The organism is Seleniivibrio woodruffii (assembly GCF_029267515.1).
Taxonomy (GTDB): Bacteria; Chrysiogenota; Deferribacteres; order Deferribacterales; family Geovibrionaceae; genus Seleniivibrio; species Seleniivibrio woodruffii_A.
On sequence record NZ_JAJUIS010000004.1, the window covers coordinates 109,902 to 134,237 of the forward strand.

The following is a 24,336-nucleotide window of genomic DNA, read 5'->3' on the forward strand; positions in this document are numbered from 1 at the left end:
CCGGTAGGTCAGAATTTATAAAACGGTATTCTGTATACAGTGTACAAGTCAGAGATTTTTTATCAAAACTTGCAGTATAAGTCAACAGATACTTTGCCCTTTTACGTATGAAAAATCAAGCAGAGAAACAACGGAAACGCATGGTTCAAAATTACATAATTTTGTAGTTGCATCACTTTAAATTTTATCAAATAATACTGTAAATTTAAATTAAGGGCGGGGAAATGGCGGATAAATCGGCATACGCTGCTGTGCAGCTCGGGCAAATTATTACGACTGTTCTAAAAAAGATGGCAGTCGAAAAATCGAAGGTGTCGTCTTCAACCATATCGAATTACCTTTCAGAAAATATGGAATTTAGAAATCTCGTTCAGACAGTCATGTCCGGCGGGGATAAATCCGATGTTTTAAAATACGTAACCCCTCTGCGCGGGTTTGTTCCGGATCAGGGACTTAAAAGTGTTGAGGACATGGTTTTCGACCCGAAAAAATCCCACGACGAGGCTATGGACGCCCTCCTGCGGACGCTTTCCGACCATCTTCTTTCGCTGGAAAAACGACAGCACAAGTTCAGCGCCTTCATCGACGACGTTTTTTCAAAATTCGTTAACCTTCAGGCTGACCTGACGAGCAGTCTCGGACACAACATAGAATTTGTGGAAAAAGATCTCGCCATGGATAAAAAACTGCTGAACGAAGCTCAGGATATGCACAGAATCCTCAAAAGTGAAGACTCAATCGAATATCTTAAATCAAAAATGCTCGATTCATTCTCCTCATTCGTGAACACTTTCGACCAGAAGACAACAACAAAAAGAGACCATCTCGGCACCATTGCCTCAGAATATTCAAATGTAAACAACGAGCTTGAGCAGTACAAGAAACAGGTTAACCAGCTCCAGACGGATCTCAACAGATATAAGAACGAATCCATTCAGGATCACATGACAGGGCTTTATAACCGCAAATATATGGATATCAAACTGGCAGAGGAAATTGACCGTTTCAAAAGGATGGGGACTCCTTTCAGTGTCGTAATGGCGGATATAGATAAATTCAAGTCAGTCAACGACACATACGGGCATCAGGTTGGCGATCAGGTACTCAAGCACATGGCTCAGCTCATTAAAGAGAACATAAGAAAAACAGATTTCGCTTTCCGCTACGGCGGCGAGGAGTTTATGATCATGCTGGTGAACGCCGATGTCAGAAACGCCGTGCATGTCTCCGAAATGATACGGAAAAAGCTGGAAGCCACCAATTTCAGCCTGAAAGACTGCTCTTTCAACGTAACAGCCAGCTTCGGCGTTGCACAGTTCAAACAGGACGACACAGCCGAGGCAGCAATTAAACTCGCCGACGAAAGGCTTTATACAGCAAAACAGTCAGGACGAAACAGGATAGTAAGCAGTTAAGGCAGTCTTGCGGAGATCATCCTTACGACTTTAAGCGTGGTTTCAAGCTCGTCCGCATTCAAGCCTCCACCATGTTCGTTTGCCCATGGAATCTGCTTCTCCATGACGGAGTTAAATCTTTTCATTCCCTCATCTGTCGGCACTATCTGTTTGGCTTTTTTGTGATAAGGATTATCCTCAAAAATAACCAGACCGTTTTCGTATAACTCGTTGACAATCCTCTGAACACCCTGCCTTCTCAATCCCATTCTGGATGCAATTCGCGAAACTGTAATATTCTGTTCGCCGAAATATATCAATGCACCCATAACGTGCCATTTTGCGCTGGTCAGCCCATCTTCTTTCGCAAGTCTGTCACCTTCAAGAATAAGCTGTCCGTTCAGCCTGAACACCGCCAGTATAAGATCTGTATATTTCAACCCGGCTTCCGAATGCTGCATAACTTCACCTCAACTTTATTATTGACAATACAATGTCATTATGACAGCATATTGTCAATATAAACCGGAGGTTTTGCCATGAAACTAAGCACAAACGGACAGAAGATATTAAAAACAATACATATTTTTACCGCAGCATGCTGGGCGGCTGGTGGCTTTACTTTATGTTTGATGTACTTTCTGAAACAGGGGGTGAGTGACGGCGGCGAGCTTTACGGTATTAACAGCAGTATCCATTTCATTGATACATATATAGTCGTTATTTTCGGAGCTATCGGCTGTCTGATAACAGGTTTTATCTATTCCATATTTACCAATTGGGGATTCTTTAAGCACCGCTGGCTGACTTTTAAATGGGTTGTTACTATCACGGCAATCCTTTTCGGAACCTTTTATCTTGGAGTATGGGAAAAAAATATGATGCTTATCTCAGGCAAACTGGGCATCGCCGCACTTACAGACACTGCATATCTCTATAACCAGAAAATGAATCTGATATTCGGTTCGATTCAGAACGGAATAATAATATTCACTATTTATGTTTCGGTATTTAAGCCATGGAAAAAGAAATGAGGAAAAAAATAGAAACTTAAAAGAATAGAGACAGAATGTTACACTTAATTGCTTTTTAGAACCGAGCAGTTCAAGGCGGACGATGAAAAATCAACGAGCATACATTAAGAGTATGTGAGGCAGATTTTTCTGAGGACAACGAAGAAATGCGAAGTGTTATAAAAGGCAATATTACAGGATCATGCCGTCGTATGCTACTACTGTATTTGGAAATAACCTTCTTGCAAGTATCTGCATTTCATCAAGCATAATATCGTCGTAATCGGGGTTATGGTGTGCCATGACCAGATTTTTCACTTTGGCTTTTTTCGCAAACTCAATTCCCTGAATATACGTCGAGTGCCCCCAGCCTATTTTGCTCATAAGCCCGTTACCGCCCATATATTCTTCAGGATAGTAAGTTGTATCATATATCATATAGTCGCACCCATATGCGAATTCTATAAGGAAATCGTCAACAGGCGTTCCGTGCTCAAAGTCGGATGTATAGAGTATGCTCTTCATGGGAAAAACTATTTTAAACATAAGCACGCCGTCGGGATGGTTGCCTTCGGCAGAATGTATCTGTATGTCGCCGAATCTGAACTGGTCTCCGCCTTCGATGAGGTTCAGCTTTATCTCAGCCCGCAGCTTGGATTTTGGAACAGGAAAAAAAGGAGGATTGAAAAGCACGTCGAGAATATCTGTTGAGTGCAGGGTCTCCTTGTTTTCCAGATAGATGTTTATTTTCTTTTTGGGGTTATAAAAAGCCTGAAATATGGGTACGCCGACAATATGATCCCAGTGGAGATGGGACAGAAAGATATGAAATTCCTCAAAGTTGTCGTATTTGTTGAGGTTCATTATGCCTGTACCGCCGTCGAATATGATACAGGTTTTATCGTCAACAGGTGCCATGAGACAGGTAGTGTTTCCGCCGTATTTAACAAATTTCTGTCCTGAAACCGGCAGTGTGCCTCTGGTGCCCAGCAGATAAAGCATCAGAACCTCTTAGACAGGGAAACGAGGTTTCCTTTGTCGTTATATTTTACTTCGTCGAAATACATTCTTGTGATAAGGATGCCGCGTCCGTGGAGTTTAAGGAGGCTTTCCGGATCCGTGGGATCCGGCAGGCTGAGAACGTCGAATCCGTCGCCCTCGTCCTCAAGACTCATTTTAAGCCCTTCCGCGTCAACATAATAGGTGAACGTGGCGTGTCTGGACATATAAGTGCAGTCGCTCATACGGGAGCTTACCAGGTCGTAATAGGTGCCGTTTTCCGTGGCGTGCATCTTCTCTTCGCCCGTGATACCGAGGTTGCCGTGTTCTATGGCGTTTGTAAGCATCTCCGCAAGCCCGACACGCACCTTCTCAAGTGACTGGAAATTAAGGAAATATACAAAATCCTTTGTGAGAGCATAAACGATTCGCTCAACATTGAAGATATCGTTTTTAACCCTGAACGACTGGTGCAGAAACTCAGGAATAACAGAGGCGATGCTCGGTTCAAAACAGCCGTTGTGGATAACGGCGTCAACCAGCAAGCGCATATGTATCATTTTAAAATCCAAAGGAAGAAACATAACGCCTGAGACCTTTGGATTCTCAGTTCCGACATAGCATACTTTTATATCTCTGACACCTTCCGGAGCAAGAGCGTGGGAATCGTCTGTGATATAAAGTACTGTCGCAACGTCATAGACGAACTCTTCCGGTCCGGAGATAACCTCATCCTGAAACCTTTCAAGCCCGCAAAATTCCTTCACTCTTTCCAAGAGGTTGCTATCATTAATAAAACATGCTATTTTTTTCATGTGTAGATTATACCACAAAGATTTTCCGCAGGTCAATAATGTTACAGATTAAAGAAATTTTCAGAAGCTACGATATACGGGGCGTTTACGGCGAAAAATTAACGGACAGCGTTGCTGAGAGCGCCGCCTGCGTCTTTGCAGAACACGTGAGACGGGAGACGGGTAAAAATCACCCGCTCATTTCACTTGGCAGAGACGTACGTTTTTCGTCAGTCGCACTGGCGGAAGCGGTGTGCCGCGGGCTGGTGAAAGGCGGTGCCGACGTTCAGCTTCTGGGTGTGTGCCCGTCACCGCTTACATATTATTCCATGTACTGCACCTCTGCGGATGGCTATATCATGGTCACAGGCAGCCACAATCCGCCGCAGTTTAACGGGCTGAAAGTGGGTACGAAAAATACCGTTTACCACTCCGAAAAAATAATGCGCATCTACGAAGATATCGCGGCAGGCAGATTTCCTGCGCCCGAAAAACAGGGAACTGTCACAGAGTTCGATATTAAAACAGCATACATCAAATACATGCAAACCACGTTCAACGGACTGAAAGAGGACGTTGCGCGGTTTTCAAAAGATATCAGGGTCGTCATAGACTGCGGAAGCGGCACGGCGGCGACCATTGCACCGCAGCTTTTCGAATATCTGGGCGTAGAGGTTCTTCCGCTTTACTGCGTTGAAGACGGCAGCTTCCCCGGACACCATCCCGACCCCACCGTGGAAAAGAATCTGGCGGAGGCAAAGGCTCTGCTGCTGAAAAAGCAGGCGGATCTCTGCATAAGCTATGACGGCGACGCGGACAGGCTGGGCGCACTGAACAATAAGGGTGGGATGATATGGGGCGACGAACTGCTCTGCATCTTCGCCGACGACATAGCGGATGAACACCGCGGCGGCAAAGTAGTTGGCGACGTTAAAGCGGGTCAGGGGCTGTATGAGTTCATCGCCGCCAGAGGGATGGAACCTGTTATGTACAAATCGGGTCATTCCATGATAAAGATGAAGATGAAAGAGGTGGGCGCTGTAATAGGCGGGGAGATGAGTTCGCACTTCTTCTTCGCCGACGGCTATTTCGGCTTCGACGACGGAATATACGCTTCGCTCAGGCTTCTGCGGGCATATGTGAACGGACTTTTAAGCGGAAAATTCAATGAATCTGCGGATATGACGGCGGCAATCCCGGAATATGTGAACACGCCTGAAATAAGGGAACCCTACCCCGACGACAAAAAATTTGATCTGATAGTGAAACTTTCCGGCGTGTTCGCACGTTATATGGAAAACGGAACCCATTGCGTTAAAAAAATAACCGATATAGACGGCATCAGGATACAGTTTGAAAAGGGCTGGGCACTGGTGCGGGCGAGCAACACGGAACCTCTGCTTGTTACACGCTACGAGGCGGTTAACGCGGCAGAGCTCGAAAAGATAAAACTGATAATTACTTCCGAACTGGAAAAACTGAAATGATAAACAGAAGAAACACCAGACAGATACATATAGGCAGCGTGGCTGTTGGCGGCGGCGCGCCCATATCGGTTCAGTCCATGACAAACACCGACACAAGGGACACCGAAGCCACCATAGCACAGATAAAAAGACTGGAAACCGCCGGCTGCGAAATTGTTCGCTGCGCCGTCGTTGATGAAGAGGCGGCAAAGGCTTTCCGCTCCATACGGGATGCCGTGCAGATACCCATAATAGCGGACATACACTTCGACCACAGACTAGCAATAGCCTCCATGGAGCACGGGGCGGATGCAATACGCATAAACCCCGGAAACATAGGCTCCGCAGAAAAGGTGCGCGCCGTTGTGGACGCAGCAAAGGCGAACGGTTCCGCCATAAGGGTGGGTGTCAACGCCGGATCGCTGGAAAAGGATATACTGAAAGAACACGGAATAACCCCTGAGGCGCTGGTTAAATCGGCGTTCAGAAACATAAAGCTCATAGAGGACATGGGATTTTACGACATGAAGATAAGCCTGAAAGCAAGCAGCGTCCCTCTGACCTATCAGGCGTATAAGCTCTTCTCGGAACAGTCGGATTATCCCCTGCACATAGGCGTTACGGAAGCCGGAACCTTCTTCGCTGGAACAGTGAAATCCTCAGCCGGCATAGGTGCTCTGCTTCTGAACGGAATCGGCGACACCCTGCGGGTATCTCTCACAGGAGACCCCGAACAGGAAGTGCGCGTCGCATGGCAGCTTCTTAACGCGCTTGAGATCCGCCGCCGCGGACCGGAGATAATCTCGTGCCCAACCTGCGGACGCACGGAAATACAGCTTGAGGCACTGGCAAAAGAGGTTGAGGAACTCGCTTCAAAACTCAACGATACCATCAGCATAGCCGTTATGGGATGCCCCGTAAACGGACCCGGCGAGGCGAAACACGCGGACTATGGAATCGCAGGCGGACGAGGGCTCGGTATCATTTTTAAAAAAGGCGAAGCAATAAAAAAGGTTAACGAAACTGAACTTGTACGCGAATTGTTCGATATAATAAAAAAAGATGGTGTAAATTAGCCTTATTTTGATTTATAACTAAACATGGTTTACAATATGCTATCTTTAACCGGAGGACTGTGTGAATCTTGCTGAACAGCTTGCGAAAGCGGCAATATTTGAAACTACGGAAAGAAATGATCTTGAGAGACTTGCAAGTTTCTGTAAAATAAAAAAATTCGCCAAAGATGAAGTGGTGTTCCACAAGGGCGACGTAGGTACCGACCTGTACGTCGTTATATCGGGCAGTTTCCGCGTTGTTCTTGTTGACGGAAACGGCGACGAAATAATCCTTTCGGTGATATTCCCCTGCGGAATAGTCGGCGAAATGAGCATGATAGACGGTCTCGGGCGCACCGGAACGCTCATTGCGGACGAACTTTCCGAGATAGTCCTCGTTCCGCGCAAAGCTCTCAACGAACTTCTGCAAAAGGATTTCAACGTAACGCTCTATCTGCTGGAAACACTCACCGAACGCCTCAGAAAAGCTGACGAACTGATAGAATCCCTCGCGTTTCTGAACGTTAAGGAGCGCATCATGAAGTTCCTTCTGGACAGCGTAAAGGATGAACAGACACCTGTGAACGGATACTTCACCATCAGAAAGTACACCCATCAGGAGCTTTCGAACATGATAGGAGCTTCAAGGGAATCTGTAACAAAATGCCTTAAAATACTCTCGCTCGAAGGCGCCATAAAGGTAAAAGACGACAGTATGCAGGTTAAGGAACCGGTCATTCTTTACTGAATTTCTTTTCAACAAACTGCAGACAGTCCATACCGGACGTCTGGAATACTCTCAAAGACGGCATGGTCTGCGTTTTGAATCCCATAGCCCTGCACCCGTAGGGGAACTTTTTGTCCCATGTCACATAAAAATGTACGCATTTGCGGCAGTTTATCCTTTCCAATCCTGCCTCCCGATATTATATGTATTCTAAAGCGATTATCAAATCAAGGGGAGAAATATGTTCATAAACTACAGACCCGAACAGCTTAAAACCGCAAAAACCGAAATGGACGATATATTAAACGGCAACAGACGGCAGATAGACGAACTTCTGAAAATTCCTTCAAAAAATTATACGAATTTTATCCGCCCTATGATGGAAGCGGATATGCGCATAAACGAGTTCATAACCCCCGTTTCTCATGTAAACTATGTGAACAATACCGAGGAAACTCAGGACGTATACAACCACTGTATGCCGGAAATAACCAAATACGGCACCGAGATGGGGCAGCGCACCGATATTTATGAAGCTGTGCTGGCAGTATACGAAGCCGAAAAAGCAGTGCTGACACCTGCGCAGGTGAAGGTGCTGGAAAAGATGCTGAAAGGGTTCAGACTTTCAGGCGTACACCTGCCCGACGGACAGAAGGCGAGGCTTATGGAGATCAACCTTGAGCTTACACAGCTTTCCACCGATTTTTTCCAGAATATACTGAAAGATTCAGACTCTTTCGAGCTTATCATCGAAGACAGAAAGGACGTTGAAGGGATACCGGAAACCGACCTGAAAGCTGCGGAATGTGAAAAAGGATGGAGCTTTACCCTGAAACTGCCCAGCTACATGGCATACATGGCATACGGACCCAACCGTGAAATACGCGAAAAACTGTACAGAGCATTCTGCACCCGAGCACCGCAGAACGCTGAAATAATAGAAAAAACTCTGAAACTCCGTAAAGAAATGGCTGAAATTCTCGGATTCAGGAGATTTTCAGACCTGTCACTGGAACGCAAAAACGCAAAAAGCCCCGAAGAAGTGCTCAACTTCCTCACTGACCTTGCGGAAAAATCATATCATCAGGGAAAAGAGGAGATGGAAGAGCTGAAAAAGCTGGCAAATCTCCCCGACATTGCAAGCTATGACACTGGATACTATTCAGAAAAGCTGCGCCGGGTCAAGTGCGGATACGACGAACAGGAATACCGCCCCTATTTCGAGCAGGATTCCGTGGTTAACGGGCTTTTCTCCTTTGTTGAAAAGATGTTCGGCATCACTTTCGTACAGGTTGAGGCACCAGTCTGGCACGAAACCGTAAAGGTTTACGAAATTTACAGAAGCGGAAAACTGTTCGCGAGGCTCTACACCGATCTTGAGGCACGCAAAGGCAAGCGTGACGGTGCATGGATGAACGAATGGCAGACACACCACAAAGATGCGAACGGCGAAACTGTCCCCGCTACGGCGCTCATATGCGGCAATTTCCCCATTGCAACACCGGACAACCCTTCCCTGCTGCGCCACAGCGACGTTGTAACCCTTTTCCACGAGACCGGACACGCTCTGCACCACCTGCTCTCCGACGTTGACGAGGCGGATGTAAGCGGTGTTAACGGTGTTGAATGGGACGTTATAGAGTTTCCTTCGCAGTTCCTTGAACTGTTCGCATATAACAGGGACGTGCTTAAAATGTTTGCAAAACATCATAAGACAGGCGAAGTTCTGCCTGATGAAATGATAGACAGGCTGGACGGCGTGCGCACCTTTATGGCGGCTTCCGGAATGCTGCGCCAGCTTGAGTTCGGCATATTCGATATGACCATCCATGCGGACGCATACACGGCGGGTGAAGTGCAGAAGATACTGGACGATATCAGGAAAAAAACGTCGATAATTCTGCCTCCGGCATACAACAGATTCCAGAACGGTTTCAGCCACATATTCGCAGGCGGCTACGCTGCGGGCTATTACAGCTATAAATGGGCGGAACGCCTTTCATGCGACGCATACAGCATATTTGTTGAAAACGGTGTTTTCGACGGCAAAACAGGCGTGAAGTTCATGGAAACGGTGCTGAGCAAGGGCGGAAGCTGTGACATGATGGAGCTTTTTGAACAGTTCGCAGGCAGACAGCCCGACAACGACAGTCTGCTGAGGGTTAACGGAATAAAATAGCACGGATAAATGAGACTGCCGCGTCAGCCTGACGGCTTCCTCGCAGAGACGGATATTTGTCTTCGCGGGGAGCATATGCGACGCGGCGATCTCGTATTTTATCTTATATGCACTTATCAGGAATGGGGAAATCCATTCCGAACAGTTTCCACGAGTTTCTCACATAGTCGAAAGCCCGCTGAACGGTATCACTGTTATAGAAATCCTTATCATATTCGTCGTACTCAAAATAAGTCGTCTCTTCGACCCTTGAACCGTATTTTCTCTTTTCAAACGTGTTGTTTATAAACTCGGTCATTTTCGGACCGTACTCCACCATTACGATGTTGCCGAGGGGTCTGCACTCGCGCACGATGGACGAATAGAGATTCGCCCACATAGACATAACCTCAAGGTGATCCTCTCTCGTTACCTCTTCGCCGGTGTTTTTCGTAAGGGCGATGGCTCCGGGATGGCGTACTGTGACGATGTACTGCGCCTGATCGGCGAACAGGAAGTTCAGCAGCTTTATGCCGAATGACAGGGGAGTGCTTTTAAGGAAGATATGTTTGCTGTCGGTAGCTTCGCGGCTTGCATATACGAGAAACTGGCAAAGCTCGAAAAGCACGTTATTGAAATTCCACGGCAGTCTCCAGCCCATATCAAACTCTGAATAGGGATTGGGCTGAACAAAAACAGCGTTGGGCATGGAGTTGTGTGTCATGGAGAAGAGCAGCTTTTCCCACGGCCAGCCGTATGCGGAGGAGAGAGCGTTATAGACAGTTGTGCCGCCGGTTCTGGGCATACCTATGACAAAGTTGAACTTTTTTCCGCCGACATAGGGGCGCATGGTGTCCTTGTCGCCTTTTGTGATAGCCTGAAACAGTTTCACGGTCTCCTGCATAAAATCGGTGAGCCTCGCCTTATATTCGTCGGTCTGTTCCACCTCGCGTATCATCTCAAGATGCTTTCTGCCGATAGCTTTCTGACCGTCCTCGTCTATCTCCTCGCCGAGAACCGTTGCCCACGTTTCTTCGGGGTTAATTCCTGCTATGTATTCAACCGTGCCTCTCGTAATAGGCACTTCCATTGATGTTGTCATTGTTATTGTTCTGGGGTTGGGTATCTTTTTTTCCTGCATTTTAATCCCTTTTTTTCATTTTTCGGTTCAAAATCTTACCCTTTCGGGGTTTCAATATCAATATTTTATTGGAGGACGCACAAAAAAACAACACACAGCCCTTTACACAGGAGCGGCTTTCGGATAAAACCTATAGGCATACAGGAGAATCGGATGTTCAGTGAATACGCAAAAAACAGAATAATATTATTCGACGGTGCAATGGGCACCTCAATACAGAAATATGAAATAACGGACGAAGTGTGGCAGGGGAAACAGGGATGCAGCGAATGGCTGAACGTCGCCGCGCCTCACATCATCCGCGAGATACACGAGCAGTACCTTGAGGCGGGCGCAGACGTTATCGAAACAAATACGTTCGGCGGCACGGAACTCGTTATGTCCGAGTACGGACTTGAGGACATGACATATGAGCTGAACCTGAAAGGCGCACAGATTGCCAGACAGGCGGCGGATAAATACGGAAAATTCGTTGCGGGTTCCATCGGTCCAGGAACAAGACTGCCCAGCCTCGGACAGATAACATACGACGAACTCTTCAACATGTACAGAAAACAGGCTCAGGCGCTTTTTGAAGGCGGCGTGGATCTGTTCATAATAGAGACCTGTCAGGATCTTCTGCAAATAAAAGCGGCGCTCAACGCTGTTATTGAAACAAAAGAGGCGAACGGTTCCGAGGCACCTGTAATGGTGTCCGTCACCGTTGAGCAGAACGGAACAATGCTGATGGGAAGCGATCTTACGGCGGTTGCGACCGTGATACGCGATTATCCGGTGTTCTCACTCGGTCTTAACTGTGCCACAGGTCCCGACCTGATGCATCACCCTGTAGCTACTCTTTCAAACAACTTCGCCGGACGCATCTCATGTCTGCCCAATGCCGGACTGCCGGAAAATAAGGGCGGACAGATGGTCTATTCCATGACTCCCGAACGCATGGCAGAGATAATGGAAGGTCTTATAAAGGAATTCCCCGTTTCAGTCCTCGGCGGATGCTGCGGAACAACTCCAGACCACATACGCGCACTGCGCCCCGTTGCAGACCGCAACAAACCGAAAGCCCCCATAGCAGGTGAATACAACGGCGAGTGTGCAAGTCTTTACTTCGCAACGTCCATTGTGCAGTCCCCCGCTCCCGCACTCATAGGCGAACGGGCAAACGCCAACGGCAGCAAGGCTTTCCGCGAACTGCTTCTGAAAGAAGACCTTGAAGGAATGCTATTCGTCGCAAAGGAACAGGAGGACACAGGCGCGCACTTCACCGATATCTGTGTTGCATACGCCGGAAGGAACGAAAAAGAGGACATGCGGCAGTTCATGCTGCTGCTCAACAAGACACTCACAGCGCCAGTGGTTGTGGACTCCACAGAACCGGACGTTGTCGAAACTGCACTGAAACACTATGCGGGCAAACCCGTTATAAACTCTATAAACTTTGAGGACGGAGGCGAAAAACTCCACCGCATCCTGAAAATAGTTAAACAGCATCCGTCTGCTGTCATAGCGCTCACCATCGACGAAACAGGAATGGCAATGACCGCTGATACAAAATTTGCCATAGCTGAAAGGATTTACAAGGTCTATACGGAGCAGTACGGACTGAAACCCGAAGACCTTATCTTCGACCCGCTGACCTTCTCTATAGGAAGCGGAGACGCAACACTGACCACCGCCGCTATCGAAACGCTTAACGCCATCCGCCGGATAAAAACTGAGCTTAAAGGCGCGAAGACAGTTCTCGGACTTTCGAACATCTCGTTCGGACTGTCAGCGGCAAGCCGTCCGCTCTTAAACTCCGTATTCCTCCACGAAGCGGTCGCCGCCGGGCTGGACATGGCTATTGTCCACGCGTCAAAGGTCATACCCGAATCCATGATAGACGCGGAGGATGTGAAACACTGCAAAGCCCTCCTTAACGGAGAAGAGGGCGCGCTTAATGCGTTCATTGAATATTTCGCGTCCAAAGAGGGTGTTGAAAAACAGGAGGAGAAACAGAACCTCCCTGCGGACGAGACACTTAAACAGCACATCATGAGAGGAAAAAAGGCTGGTCTGGAACCCGTTCTGACCGAACTGCGGCAGACCATCGCACCCATAGAGATAATCAACAACATAATGCTTCCCGCCATGAAAGAGGTGGGCGAGCTTTTCGGCGCTGGAAAGATGCTCCTGCCGTTCGTTCTACAGTCCGCAGAGGTCATGAAGGCTGCCGTCAACCTGCTCGAACCCTATATGGAACGCAGCGACGCTCAGTCACGCGGCACGGTAGTGCTTGCCACAGTTAAAGGCGACGTGCACGACATAGGCAAGAATCTTGTGGATATCATACTGTCAAATAACGGATTTACCGTTCACAACCTCGGCATCAAGGTACCCGTTGAAGAAATGATTAAGAAGGCAATAGAGGTTAAAGCTGACGCAATCGGTATGAGCGGTCTGCTCGTTAAATCCACCAACATCATGCGGGAAAACATAGAGGAGCTGATGCGCCAGAACGTCGGCACAAAGGTTCTGCTGGGCGGCGCGGCGCTCACGGAGAAATTCGTTGAGCAGGACTGCAAGCCCATCATGCCCGGCATGGTGCACTACTGCCGCGATGCCTTCGATGCGCTCAAAGTGCTGGACGGCGGCGAAAGCGACGGAAAAGCACCTGAAAAGCCCATGAAAGAAGCAAAACCAAAGGTCGTTAAGATACGCAGACCGGAAGTCGCCGACAATATTCCGCTGGCTCCTTTCAAAGGCGCTGAAACCGTTAAAAACATCGACCTCGACGCAGTGCTTGAATATATGAACAAGCTGGCGCTGTTTAACCACAGATGGGGCTACAGCCGGAAGAATATGTCGGAAGACGAATATTCGACACTGCTGAAAGAGACCGTTTACCCTGAATATGACAAGACAGTCGCAAGGGTCAAATCTGAAAATCTGGTTGAGCTTTCCGCCCGATACGGGTTCTATAACTGCAATAGCGACGGCGAAAAGCTCATTGTTTATAAAGATGATACGGACGAAATTCTCTCTGTGTTCGAGTTTCCGCGCCAGAGCATCGAAAACGGCGCATGTCTCGCCGACTATTTCCTGCCCGTTTCATCCGGCAGGAAAGACGTGGTCGCCTTCCATCTGGTGACGGTGGGGCAAAAGGCGGAAAAACTCTGCAAACAGCTTTTCGACGCACACGAATACAAGGAGTATTACCAGTACCACGGATTCTTCACGGAATTGACCGAGGCGCTGGCGGAATATTTCCACAAACAGATACGCGCGCAGCTCAGCATTGACGGCAAAGACGCAAAATCCGCCCACGGGGTGATAAGTCTGAACTATCAGGGACGCAGATACAGCTTCGGCTATCCGGCATGTCCCGAACTCGCACAGAACGCCCAACTGGACAGCTTTTTAGGTTTTCAGGAAATTGACGTAAAACTTACAGAAAATTATGAAATGGTACCGGAATACTCAACATGTGCTATAATTGTTCATAACGCCTCTGCGGAGTATTTCACTGTTTAGGGGTTACAGATAATTTTTAGCAGAAAACATTCAGAATCAGACAAAATTAGTTTGATTTAACGTAAAACTTGTGGTATACATAGATCATCACATGAACAAAAGCAAATCAGGAGGACGAAATGGCTATCGGAGAACTTGTTAAATCAGCAGATTACAAATCAGAAAAGCACGTTCCTGTTATTGTACTGCCCGAAAAAATCGTTTCAGGCGAAGCATTCACAGTTGAGGTTTCCGTGGGTAAAGAGATAGCCCACCCCAACACAACAGAGCACTTTATCAACTGGATTTCAGTTTACTTCAAACCCGAATCCGGCAACCTTATCAACGTTGCGAGATTCGAATACATGGCGCACGGCGAAGCTGTTGCGGGCGCAAATCAGGGACCTGCACACGCTGACCCCTGCTCAACATTCAAGCTGAAACTTACCCAGCCCGGCAAACTTATTGCAACATCATACTGCAATATACACGGTCTCTGGGAAAGCGAAACAGACGTTAAGTTCTGATAACTGCTTAAAAAACACATAAGAAAACCCGCTCAGATGAGCGGGTTTTTTTGTTGATTAAAATCACGAACGGGACTGCTCCACCCCTGCGGGGTTCGCAGAGACGTTTTTATGTCTTCGCAAGAAACGCAGCGCCTAAGCGATCTGCTCCCTTAGGCATTAATATATTGTACTGATAATTCTATGTGGTTTAGATTGCTTCGTCAACCTGTGGTTTCCTCGCAAAGACGTCATTCTTCACGTGAAATGCTCCGAACCGAGCAGTACAAGGAAGGCTACCCGAGAGGGCTGCGAGCATACATATAAAGTATGTGAGCGGTTCCGAGGGAAAACTGACGCAGTAATGCGACTCATATAAGCGGCAATATCAGCTGACGGCGGCGAGGTTCTTCGCAACCAGCTTAGTATACTCATGCTCATCGCCCATTATTTCTCTGTAGATATCATATGCGCTTGAAAGAAACTCTTTCGCGTCGTCCCTTTTTCCTATTCTGTAAAGAAGTTCGCCGAGATTGTTCATTGCCGCGGCAGCGGAAATGCTCCTTTCACCGCCTATCTCTTTTTTGATCTCAAGAGCCTTTTCATAATACTCCTGCGCACGCTCGAACTGTCCCATACGGGATGTGATAAATCCCATATTATTAAGCCCTACGGCGGTCTTTTCGTGTTTGGAACCGAACACTTTCTCGTATATCTGGAGTGCCTTGAAATAGTAGGGCTCCGCGTTTTTCAGATCGCCCATAGCATATTTAAGCTGTCCGAAGTTAGTGTATGAAACTGCGGTGCTGGGGTGGTTTGTTCCGTATATGTTATGTTTGATGTTCAGAGCCTCCGTGTGCATGGTCTCTGATTTTTCAAACTCTTTAACCTTCTGGTAGGCAACGGCAAGGTCGTTCGCAGCGGCTGCTGTCATGCGGCTGTTTTCGCCGTATATTTTCTTTGTTTTGCTGATGAGGTCTTCGTAAAGTTTCACAGCTTTACGACCGTTCCCGTTTTTGAAAACTATCTGTGCGTAGTCGCCGAGGCTTTTGACAGCCTCTTTGCTCATTGCACCCATCTTTTCGTTCTTAACGGTTGTAAGTTTATGATAGATAAGCGCTGCTTTTGCTATCTGCCCTGCCGCGCTGTATATTGACGCCATGACCTCGTCCGCTTCAAGGCGCGCCGCGTCTTTAACATCAAGCGTTTTGTCGTATATCTCCTCCGCCTCGCTGAGGTTTTTCAGAGCGCTTTCCCTGTCCCCTGCAACGTGATAGAGTTTTCCGAGTTTCAGCACGCTGTCCGCATAATCCGCACTTTTTTTGCCGTGAAATTTCTCCCGTATCTCAAGCCCCTTCTTCATAATGGCTTCGGCGGCGTTATAGTCACCGGTATCTATGTAGAAGTTAGCAAGTTTATTCATATAAGGCACTGCGTCGGCTGAGTTTTTACCTGATTTCTCCTCTGCCGCGTGCAGCCTGTCCTGAAGCACTTTTTCCGCCGAAACCTGTCTGCCGGATTTCAGGTACATAAAGGCGAGCTTATCGAAATACACGGAAATCTGAGGGTGCGTATCCCCAAGGATGCCGGCGATATGCTCTTTCGCCTTTTCCAGCATATCCAGCCAGAAGTTGAAAAACTCAACTGTGTAGAATTTTTTCTCAAGGGACGAGAACCACTCCACAAAACCGTCTATCTCCATGACGTGCATGGCGTGAAAAATAGCTTCTTTTATGTGGTATGTCAGATCCTTGTAGTCGCAATTACTCTCAGCCGCGCCTATGTGGTAGCGGTATACCGAATAGTTTACGTTTTCAAGCAGATCGGAATCCAGAACCGCTTGGCTGTGCATTGCATAGAGCGGGTGGATACAGTAGAAACCGCCGCCCATATCGTTTGCAAAGCTGCGCGTAACAAAATTGCTGAACAGCTCGTAGGTGTCGGAGTACTCAGTAAACTCAGAGGCAACCGCCTTGAACAGTCCCTCGTCGAACACGCGGCAGCAGCTTAAAAGTTTAGCCATAACCGATTCGTCGGTTTTAAGACTGCTGAGGTTCATATGAACGATGCTCTGTGGGTTGCTTTCAAAAATTTCAGGTCCCGGTTCGTGTCCTTCGCCCGTTCTTATGAGTTTATAGGTTTCAAGGCTGAAAGCCGTGAGTGCGGGATGCCCGTCAGTATTTTCAAAAATCAGCTCGCACATGGACTCTCGTTCCAGTCCGTTCTTTTTACAAAACTCATCAGATTCAAGACGGGTAAAAACGTCCGACTGAATCTCATGGGAAACGTATCCGAATTTTTCCTGCGGGAGCAGCTCTTCCGAAATATAGATGACAGTGCCGCATTCCGCCTTTTCCGCAAGTTTCGTAACCCAGCTCATGCCGCTGTCGTATGCTTCGTAAAGGTTCTCCGCGTTGTCAATGATCAGCACAGGCTCAAGCCCGGCAGCCGTTTTTATCTTTTTAAGACACGACGCGAAGCTGTCCGCACATATCTGCCAGTTGATATGGTTCGCCTCTTTGAACATGCTCATGACCTTGGGGCGCACCTCAGTGTTGAACCACTCCTCGGAGAAGCACTTGCCCACCTCGTCGTACATGCTGCGGGTGAAGGTGTATTTAGACGGAGCCTTCTCAAAAACTCCGGACATCAGCGGTGAATTATACCGGAAGAAACATTCCGCCTCGGTTTTCAGCTTACCGTTTATCTTTTCGCTGCGGACAAGGACGGATATGTCGAAAACTGCGAAAAAGTCAGCAGTTTCGCCGGAAACGCAGTCTCTCAGTTCGAGAAGTCCCTGCTCTGGATAGCAGGCACAGCATTTCTGGGCGTCCATATACATAACAAGATAATTTTCAGAACTGAGGTCGTTCCTCAGAAAATCAGCGAAGGAGGTTTTCCCTGTTCCTTTGTGTCCGTACAGGTTGAATATACGATAGCTGTCAGACAGACCGGTTTCCAGCGCCTCGCGCAACGTCTCCGGCAGTCCGCCCCTTTTAACGGGGATAAGGTCGGAAGTATTCATGATTACTCACTTTTTCCGTCGGGCATTGTTTTGACCCAAACGTAGTCCGACTTGAAAATAGTTTTTATGGCATTCTTTATACTTAGCTTATCTGTTTTCTTAATATTTTCAACAAAATTATCATAATATGAAGGCTGTTCCACGGTGTATGAATAACCGATATCATTCGCTTCGCTTGACGTTTTCTCACGCTGGAACAGGTTCTGGCTTATCAGCCTGTTTTTTGCTTTCTCGATATTTTCATCGGTTAGGTACTGATCGATATCCTTTACGGTTTTCAGAATCTCCGCTTTGATGTCTTCGCCCCTGCCTATCTGGCTGTTATATGTGAAAAGGAAGGTGCCTCTGTGTTTAAGTCCGTAATATCCGCCGTTTATGCTGTTTACGAGGTCTTTGTCATACCTGAACTTCTGGTTAAGCACCGAGAACTCGCCGCCGGAAAGTATCTCGCCCAGAACTTCCATAGCAAAGATGTCTATCTGCGATATGCCGACCGCGGGATATGCCAGTATGCCGTATTCCTGATTTATATCTTTTTTAACAGACAGTTCCACAGGCTTATCTATTTTGGTCACGCCGTCCTTGCTGTAACGTTCGCCCGCCTTGACGCTTCGTTTGTCGCTGTAATACTTTTTCGCCAGACCGAGCACTTCGTCATACGGAATATCGCCCACAACCACCAGCGTCATATTGTCCGGGTGGTAGTATCTGTTGTAATAGTCCGCAAGCATATCGTGCGTGAAGGAGTTTACTGTCTCTTCCGTACCGATTATCTCCCGTTCGTATGGTGTGTCCTTAAACATTACCTTTGAGAACTCCTCCCACATACCGGACGTGGGACGGTCTTTGCCCATCTTAATCTCCTGAACGACGACGGGTTTTTCCTTCTCAATCTCGTCGGGGATGAACGAGGCACGGAACACCATTTCGCTTATGGTGTCGAACGCGACCTCAGCATTGTATGACGGGATATTTATATAATAGAAGGTGTAATCCTTGCTGGTGGCGGCGTTCATAACTCCGCCCTTGCCTTCCACGACAGTGTCTATCTCTCCGGGCTTATATTTCTTCGTGCCTTTGAACACCATATGCTCAAGAAAGTGTGAAATTCCGCTCTCAGCGGGCGTTTCGTTGACAGAGCCAGTCTTCATCCATGTCTGGACTGAAACGACCTTTACCCCCGGAATATATTTGTAAATAAGCGTAACATTGTTGTCCAGCTTTGCTGTTTCATTCGCCAAAGCATAACCTCCGAAACAGAGTATAAAAATTATAATCGTACAAATCAGTTTTTTATTTACCATCAGTTTTCTCCGAATTTCTCCGCAAGGCGAGAGAACATATCCGCAACGACGTTGTAAGGCACAAGGCTGTCGATGTCCCTGCTTCTCACAGACACCAGAAACGCGTTATAGTTCTCAAAAAACGTCCTTTCTGAAGCCTTCAGCCCGTTGAGGTGCGCCCTGCCCTTTTCACAGAAGAACACCGCGGTCATTTTCTGTATCTGCTTTATGCGGCTGACAAGGCTCTCCATATTCACCCGCTCCCATTCGGTTCGTATCTTAACTGATTTTATCCCGCTTGTCAGTTCCGTAATTGAAAAAACTGAATCCGCTTCGTAATATGCAGTAAGTATATCCTTAACTTGTCTGCCGGTTCTGGAGTGTATATCGAAGATGTCGAACGCCGCCTTTGCATAGCGCACAGCAGCAACCCTTTTCGCAAGCGCCGCCGGGATTCCTCCGCCCGCAAGCTCCGCACACATGGCATCATGGTTGACTTTCAGTCCTTCTGAAAGATATCTGGGGATGAGCCTTACGATCTCGCAGAAGGTTTCTCTGTTTTCCTTAACTTTTTGTGCTCTCGCCCCGTCGGTTATCCACACAGTCGCCACCTTCATGGTCTTTTCCAGTTCTTCCATGGCGGCATAGATGGAACCGCACTGCGCCTTCCCGTCCAGAGCCTCAAGCTCAAGACGGATGGATTTCAGCTCAAGAGCGTCCTCCGCCAGCATATAGGCGTTCACAAGCCTCACGAAATCTATGTTGTTGTTTTTATACAGCTCATAAAAGAACACGGGACCCGTGCGGTTTATGAGTCTGTTTACAATCACTGTCGCCGCTATCTCCCTCCGCAGGATATGGGAATACAGTTTTTCGCCGTATTTCTCCTGCATATCTTTCGGGTAATAGCTCATATATTCACGCCTGACCAGTTCGTTTTCAACATCCAGTCCCTGTTCTATCTCCCCGTAAAGGAAAATCTTCGAATAGGCGAGCAGAACACACAGTTCCGGTCTTGCCGGCGCTCTGTCGGTGTCGGCAAATTCGATCTTTTCAATGTTGAAATCCAGAAGTTTAATGTCCCGCAGGTGTTTCGCAAACTCCCTGTATATAACCGAGCCTGTTTCATAGCCCCTCTGCGCCATGCTGATACAGCCTGACTGCAAGTAGTTGTCACGCAGAACCAGCGCCTCCACCTGTGCTGTGAGCTTTCTGATGTACGCGTTGCGCTCGGTGCCGTCTTTCATGTCGCCGTCTTTCATCAGCTTTGAGAACATTATCTTGAGGTTTACCTCGTGGTCGGACATATCCACGCCTGCGGAGTTGTCCAGCGCGTCGGTGTTTATGCGCCCGCCTCCGTTTGCATACTCAATGCGCGCCCTCTGGGTAAATCCGAGGTTTCCTCCCTCGCCCACCACAGCCGCTCGAAGCTCATGCGCAGTTATCCGCACGGAATCGTTCGCAGGGTCGCCAACCTGTGAGTTGGTTTCCGTGGATGCGCGGACATAGGTGCCTATGCCTCCGTTCCACATCAGCTCTGCCCGCATACGCAGGATAAGCCCCACAAGCTCTTCGCCGGAAACGTGCTGTCTGTCGGTATCAAGCATCGCCCGCACAGTAGCTGAAAGGTCTATTTTTTTGGCGGAACGCTCGAAAATGCCCCCGCCCTCTGATATCAGACTTTTGTCATAGTCTGTCCATGAACCGGATGCGCCCAGCGTGAACAGTCTTTTGCGTTCGGCGAAGGTTTTTTCAGCATCCGGGGACGGGTCGAGGAAGATGTGCATATGGTTGAACGCTGCCTGTAAAAGTATCTTCTTTGACAGCAGCATACCGTTGCCGAAAACGTCGCCGCCCATATCGCCTATGCCGAAAACGGTGAACTCCTCTTTCTGGATATCCTTTCCGGTCTCGCGGAAATGGCGTTTAACGCATTCCCACGCGCCCTTGGCTGTGATGCCCACCTTTTTATGGTCGTAACCCGCGCTGCCTCCGGATGCGAATGCGTCGCCAAGCCAGAAACCGCGCTCAAGGGAAACAGAGTTTGCGATATCGCTGAACGCCGCAGTACCTTTATCTGCGGCAACAACGAGATACGGGTCTTTTTCATCATATATTTTCACGTTGTCGGGGTGAACGACCTTACCGTTTCTGATGTTGTCGGTAACGTCCAGCAGTGCCCGTATGTAGTTCTTATATTGAGCAATTACGTTGTTTTTATCTCTGGGCGAGTTTTTAACGATGAATCCGCCCTTTGAGCCTACGGGAACTATCACCGCATTTTTCACCATCTGGGTCTTCACCAGCCCAAGAATCTCCGTTCGGTAGTCGTCCGGTCGGTCGGAATAGCGCAGTCCGCCCCTTGCCACCTTTCCGCCACGGAGATGTATGCCGTCCATCTGTGCGGAATGAACGAATATCTCAAACAGTGGTCGGGGTTCGGGGATAATGTCAAGTTCGCGGCTTTTCACCTTGAACGAGATGTAGGAACGCTCCGGCACACAGTAATAGTTAGTGCGAACCATGCCGCATATTACCTGAACGAAATAGCGCAGAGCCTTATCCTCCGCCGCGGAAACGACTTTATCTATCAATGATATTATCTGTTCTGTGATACCTGCTGCGTCCGTCTTTTTAAGGGACGGATCAAACTTCTCCTCAAACAGCCTGACAATAAGCCCGGCTATATCAGGATTGTTCACGAACGCGTTTGTAAGGGTCATGAGGGTGAAGCCTGTGTCTATCTGACGCACGAAATTGCGCAGAGCACGCAGAACCGCTATCTGGCGGTATTTAAGCGTTGCCGTTACTGCAAGCCCGTTCAGCCTGTCATTCTCCGCTGTTCCGCTTAAAACATGCACCATAAGCTGCGGCAGGTTTTCCTTGTACATGTCGCAAAACTCTTCCGGATGCTCGATATCGGCAAGATAAACCGCGTTAATGTATCTTTCGCCCCCTTGAAGAGCAAGACGGAAGGTGTCCTCTTCGTAAACTTTAAGCCCGATGTTATCCAGAACAGGCATAAGCTGGGTAAGCAGAAATCTTGACGCAGCGTAAATCTTCAACACCGCACGTCCGCTCTCTGCGTATATCCGTGCCTTCACACCCTCAAGACGTTCCAGAGCCATAACGTCGGCAAAGCCCGCCTCAGGGCTGTTTCTCGTACGGTAGACCTCGCTTAGTGCGTGGACGTATTTCGTGTATACCCTGTCTATGTCGGATGAATCCAGCCTGTCGTGAAGCAGGTCGTATAGGTTGGCATCCCATGTGCGCAGCATGGAGAGTATCCTGTTTTTCAGGAGGTTGTCGTCAGTTTTCACCAGCGTTTCAGTGTCTCTCAGGAACAGGTGGAAATGAAGGTAATAGCGTTTATGCTCGTCCTCCCGAATGCTCGTGTCAAGGAGTTCCGCATCGAAGAACTCTGCCAGAAATTCTTTCAGATCCCCAACCAGTTCCGTGGAATATTTATCAAACGGAAGCGCGATAAAAAAGAACAGGTTGTTCAGCGGTCTGAAATCGCGGTAGCAGATACGTATCTGCTCAGACCCCTGCATGGTAAGTATAAGCTCAAGGGTCTCTATCATCAGCTTAGTGCTGAAATTGAAAAGTTCTATCTTGGGGAAATCATCGATGAGGGATCGAACCCATTTATAATCATGGGAACCGTGAACAAAATTGAAATGGTCGAGTGTATCCTTTATCTTCTCTCTTACGATAGGTATCTCGTGAGGCGGGCATTTACGCCCTTTATAGGTGAACTGACCGAAGACCTCCACAACGCGGATGAATTTTCCGTGTCTGCTAACAAACATCAGCCTGTTCAGAAATCCGCGGGTCTTCACCTGCGACCTTTCAAGGGAGATGTCCACGACAACGGGGTGTCCGTCAACGTAGTTCAGCTTGCCGCCTTCGATAACGGAGATAAGATGCTGCGCATCAGTGTCGCCATCAGTGAACCTGCATATGCCGATATCCGAACGGGTACAGCTTGCATCCTCAGTGTTTATGTTAATTATTCCGGCGCCCTGCCAGATGAAATTGTCCTGCAGAAGCCAGTGCACAAACCTTGATACCTCCGGCTCGCTTTCGCGAAGCTCAGAGGCGAGGTTGTGCATCAGCTCGGTTATGCGGTGGAAATCGTCCACTGCGGCAATTACGCTTTCGTAAACAGAAGTGAGCGCCTTAGTTATGGTTTTAAGCTCCGAAGCCTCGGTGTGTTCAAGAAAAATAAGGAAAAACGATTCGTTCCGCGAGCCGATTGCAGTCTCGGAAACTTTCGTGAGATTTCCCTGTTTGTCCCTTTCCGTGCTGAAAATGGGGTGGAGTATGAAAAGTTCTTTCGTACCCGTCTCCTGAAAATAAGACCATACACTGTCGTAAAGGAAGGGTCTGTCGTCGGTGACAATGGAAACGAGGCTGAAATTGCCGACGAAAAACGGTTTTGAGTCTATATCCTCCGCCGTAACGGATATCTTCTTCTTTTTCCGTCCGTCGAACAGCTTAAAGGCATATGAAAAAAATCCGTCCAGATCCTCGTCGGAAAGGAAGCTGAGAAAGTTAGCCGGCATATGGTTCATCATCAGTCCGGCAAAACTGAAAAAGAGCGGGTTGTCGTTTTTATACTTTGAAAAGATGTCCTCGTGCCTTTTTTTAAGCATGGAAAGGCGGTTCTGACCGAAATCTGTTCTGGTTACGCAGTTAAATAAAGACGGATTGATCATGGATTCCTCCTGTTTTCTGCGCAGTCAACCCTGATAATGAAATAATTTGGATACGACAGAATATCAGTTTTTGTCTTTAAGCGCTATCTCAATGACAAAAGTGGTATTCTCCAGTTTGAATTTGACGCCGACACAGATGATGTGTGCTGGTCGCTGAATTGTGTGTCCTTTGCCAACAACAACGTTTGGGACGGATATGCTGAATTTATGCCCCTTGTCCGTGAACATTTTCTTTGTGCTGCCGGCTATCATGTTGATAAGCTCGCCTATGGCGTCGCCCACGTCCGTATCGACATCCTCTTTCTCCTCCATAAGGAAGATAGAGGCGACCTTTGTTGCAAGGGCTTCCGGCATACTCACAGAAACGTAGCCAACCACGTCGCCGACTATGCCTATGACCGCGGACACGTCGTAATGCAGGTTTTCGTCAGATTTGATGTATAGATCACCCTTGACAGGTCTAAGCCCCGTCATGGTCTCGAAGACATTGATGGTACAGGCTATAAAAGGGTTAATGTATTCAGCTTTCACATTCTCCTCCCGTGTTCCGCTATATTTCACATAA

At 47.9% G+C, this 24,336-nt stretch carries 17 protein-coding genes; 8 read left to right on the forward strand and 9 right to left on the reverse strand.

The window, feature by feature from the left end; translation table 11 throughout:
• The first annotated feature begins 290 nt into the window (after nt 1-290).
• Nucleotides 291-1,415, forward strand: coding sequence for a GGDEF domain-containing protein (locus tag Q7P67_RS05815; protein WP_303850983.1), 1,125 nt, complete (start codon nt 291-293; stop codon nt 1,413-1,415).
• Here the strand turns inward: Q7P67_RS05815 and Q7P67_RS05820 are convergent.
• Complete coding sequence (locus tag Q7P67_RS05820) at nt 1,412-1,834, reverse strand: MarR family winged helix-turn-helix transcriptional regulator (protein ID WP_303850984.1); 423 nt, start codon at nt 1,832-1,834, stop codon at nt 1,412-1,414. The genes Q7P67_RS05815 and Q7P67_RS05820 overlap by 4 nt on opposite strands.
• Before the next feature lie 192 nt (nt 1,835-2,026).
• Between Q7P67_RS05820 and Q7P67_RS05825 the strand changes: the two genes are divergently transcribed.
• Nucleotides 2,027-2,428, forward strand: a complete 402-nt coding sequence (locus Q7P67_RS05825) for a hypothetical protein (protein ID WP_369696006.1) — start codon at nt 2,027-2,029, stop codon at nt 2,426-2,428.
• Nucleotides 2,429-2,599: 171 nt separating this feature from the next.
• Here Q7P67_RS05825 and Q7P67_RS05830 read toward each other — a convergent pair whose 3' ends face one another.
• Together Q7P67_RS05830 and Q7P67_RS05835 are read right to left on the reverse strand one after the other, a co-directional pair.
• Complete coding sequence (locus Q7P67_RS05830; protein ID WP_303850986.1) at nt 2,600-3,409, reverse strand: MBL fold metallo-hydrolase; 810 nt, start codon at nt 3,407-3,409, stop codon at nt 2,600-2,602.
• A complete protein-coding gene (locus tag Q7P67_RS05835) occupies nt 3,409-4,173 on the reverse strand; it encodes an ATP-binding protein (protein WP_303851135.1) in 765 nt (254 codons plus the stop codon). The genes Q7P67_RS05830 and Q7P67_RS05835 overlap by 1 nt, the downstream gene beginning before the upstream one ends.
• An 86-nt stretch (nt 4,174-4,259) precedes the next feature.
• On the opposite strand from Q7P67_RS05835, the gene Q7P67_RS05840 reads away from it, so the two are divergent.
• The 3 genes from Q7P67_RS05840 (at nt 4,260) to Q7P67_RS05850 (ending at nt 7,469) form a co-directional block, all read left to right on the forward strand.
• The gene (locus Q7P67_RS05840) at nt 4,260-5,687 is read left to right on the forward strand and encodes a phosphomannomutase/phosphoglucomutase (protein ID WP_303850987.1); all 1,428 of its coding nucleotides are present in this window, start codon (nt 4,260-4,262) and stop codon (nt 5,685-5,687) included.
• Entirely contained in the window at nt 5,684-6,742 is a 1,059-nt protein-coding gene (gene ispG, locus Q7P67_RS05845) for a flavodoxin-dependent (E)-4-hydroxy-3-methylbut-2-enyl-diphosphate synthase (RefSeq protein WP_303850988.1), read from the forward strand. Before Q7P67_RS05840 ends, ispG begins: the two co-directional genes overlap by 4 nt.
• A 61-nt stretch (nt 6,743-6,803) precedes the next feature.
• Entirely contained in the window at nt 6,804-7,469 is a 666-nt protein-coding gene (locus Q7P67_RS05850) for a Crp/Fnr family transcriptional regulator (protein ID WP_303850989.1), read from the forward strand.
• Here Q7P67_RS05850 and Q7P67_RS05855 read toward each other — a convergent pair.
• Entirely contained in the window at nt 7,456-7,632 is a 177-nt protein-coding gene (locus Q7P67_RS05855) for a uracil-DNA glycosylase (protein ID WP_303850990.1), read from the reverse strand. The genes Q7P67_RS05850 and Q7P67_RS05855 overlap by 14 nt on opposite strands.
• A gap of 57 nt (nt 7,633-7,689) precedes the next feature.
• On the opposite strand from Q7P67_RS05855, the gene Q7P67_RS05860 reads away from it, so the two are divergent.
• Nucleotides 7,690-9,627: a M3 family metallopeptidase gene (locus tag Q7P67_RS05860; protein WP_303850991.1), complete on the forward strand. Its 1,938-nt coding sequence runs from the start codon at nt 7,690-7,692 to the stop codon at nt 9,625-9,627.
• A 103-nt stretch (nt 9,628-9,730) separates the two neighbouring features.
• Here Q7P67_RS05860 and Q7P67_RS05865 read toward each other — a convergent pair whose 3' ends face one another.
• Nucleotides 9,731-10,747 carry a sulfotransferase gene (locus Q7P67_RS05865; RefSeq protein WP_303850992.1) on the reverse strand — a complete coding sequence of 339 codons (1,017 nt, stop codon included), beginning with the start codon at nt 10,745-10,747 and terminating at the stop codon, nt 9,731-9,733.
• Between the two features lie 153 nt (nt 10,748-10,900).
• Here Q7P67_RS05865 and metH point away from each other — a divergent pair, with 153 nt between their 5' ends.
• Nucleotides 10,901-14,257 (forward strand): methionine synthase, encoded by a 3,357-nt coding sequence (gene metH / locus Q7P67_RS05870; protein WP_303850993.1) that lies wholly within the window; start codon nt 10,901-10,903, stop codon nt 14,255-14,257.
• 119 nt (nt 14,258-14,376) lie between these two features.
• The gene (locus Q7P67_RS05875; protein WP_303850994.1) at nt 14,377-14,763 is read left to right on the forward strand and encodes a class II SORL domain-containing protein; all 387 of its coding nucleotides are present in this window, start codon (nt 14,377-14,379) and stop codon (nt 14,761-14,763) included.
• A gap of 367 nt (nt 14,764-15,130) precedes the next feature.
• Here Q7P67_RS05875 and Q7P67_RS05880 read toward each other — a convergent pair whose 3' ends face one another.
• The 4 genes from Q7P67_RS05880 to Q7P67_RS05895 form a co-directional block, all read right to left on the reverse strand.
• Entirely contained in the window at nt 15,131-17,767 is a 2,637-nt protein-coding gene (locus Q7P67_RS05880) for a tetratricopeptide repeat protein (RefSeq protein WP_303850995.1), read from the reverse strand.
• A gap of 2 nt (nt 17,768-17,769) precedes the next feature.
• Nucleotides 17,770-19,008 carry a pitrilysin family protein gene (locus tag Q7P67_RS05885; protein ID WP_303850996.1) on the reverse strand — a complete coding sequence of 413 codons (1,239 nt, stop codon included), beginning with the start codon at nt 19,006-19,008 and terminating at the stop codon, nt 17,770-17,772.
• Between the two features lie 62 nt (nt 19,009-19,070).
• A complete protein-coding gene (locus Q7P67_RS05890; RefSeq protein WP_303850998.1) occupies nt 19,071-23,771 on the reverse strand; it encodes an NAD-glutamate dehydrogenase domain-containing protein in 4,701 nt (1,566 codons plus the stop codon).
• 63 nt (nt 23,772-23,834) lie between these two features.
• Complete coding sequence (locus Q7P67_RS05895) at nt 23,835-24,302, reverse strand: chemotaxis protein CheX (protein WP_303850999.1); 468 nt, start codon at nt 24,300-24,302, stop codon at nt 23,835-23,837.
• Between the last annotated feature and the right edge of the window lie 34 nt (nt 24,303-24,336).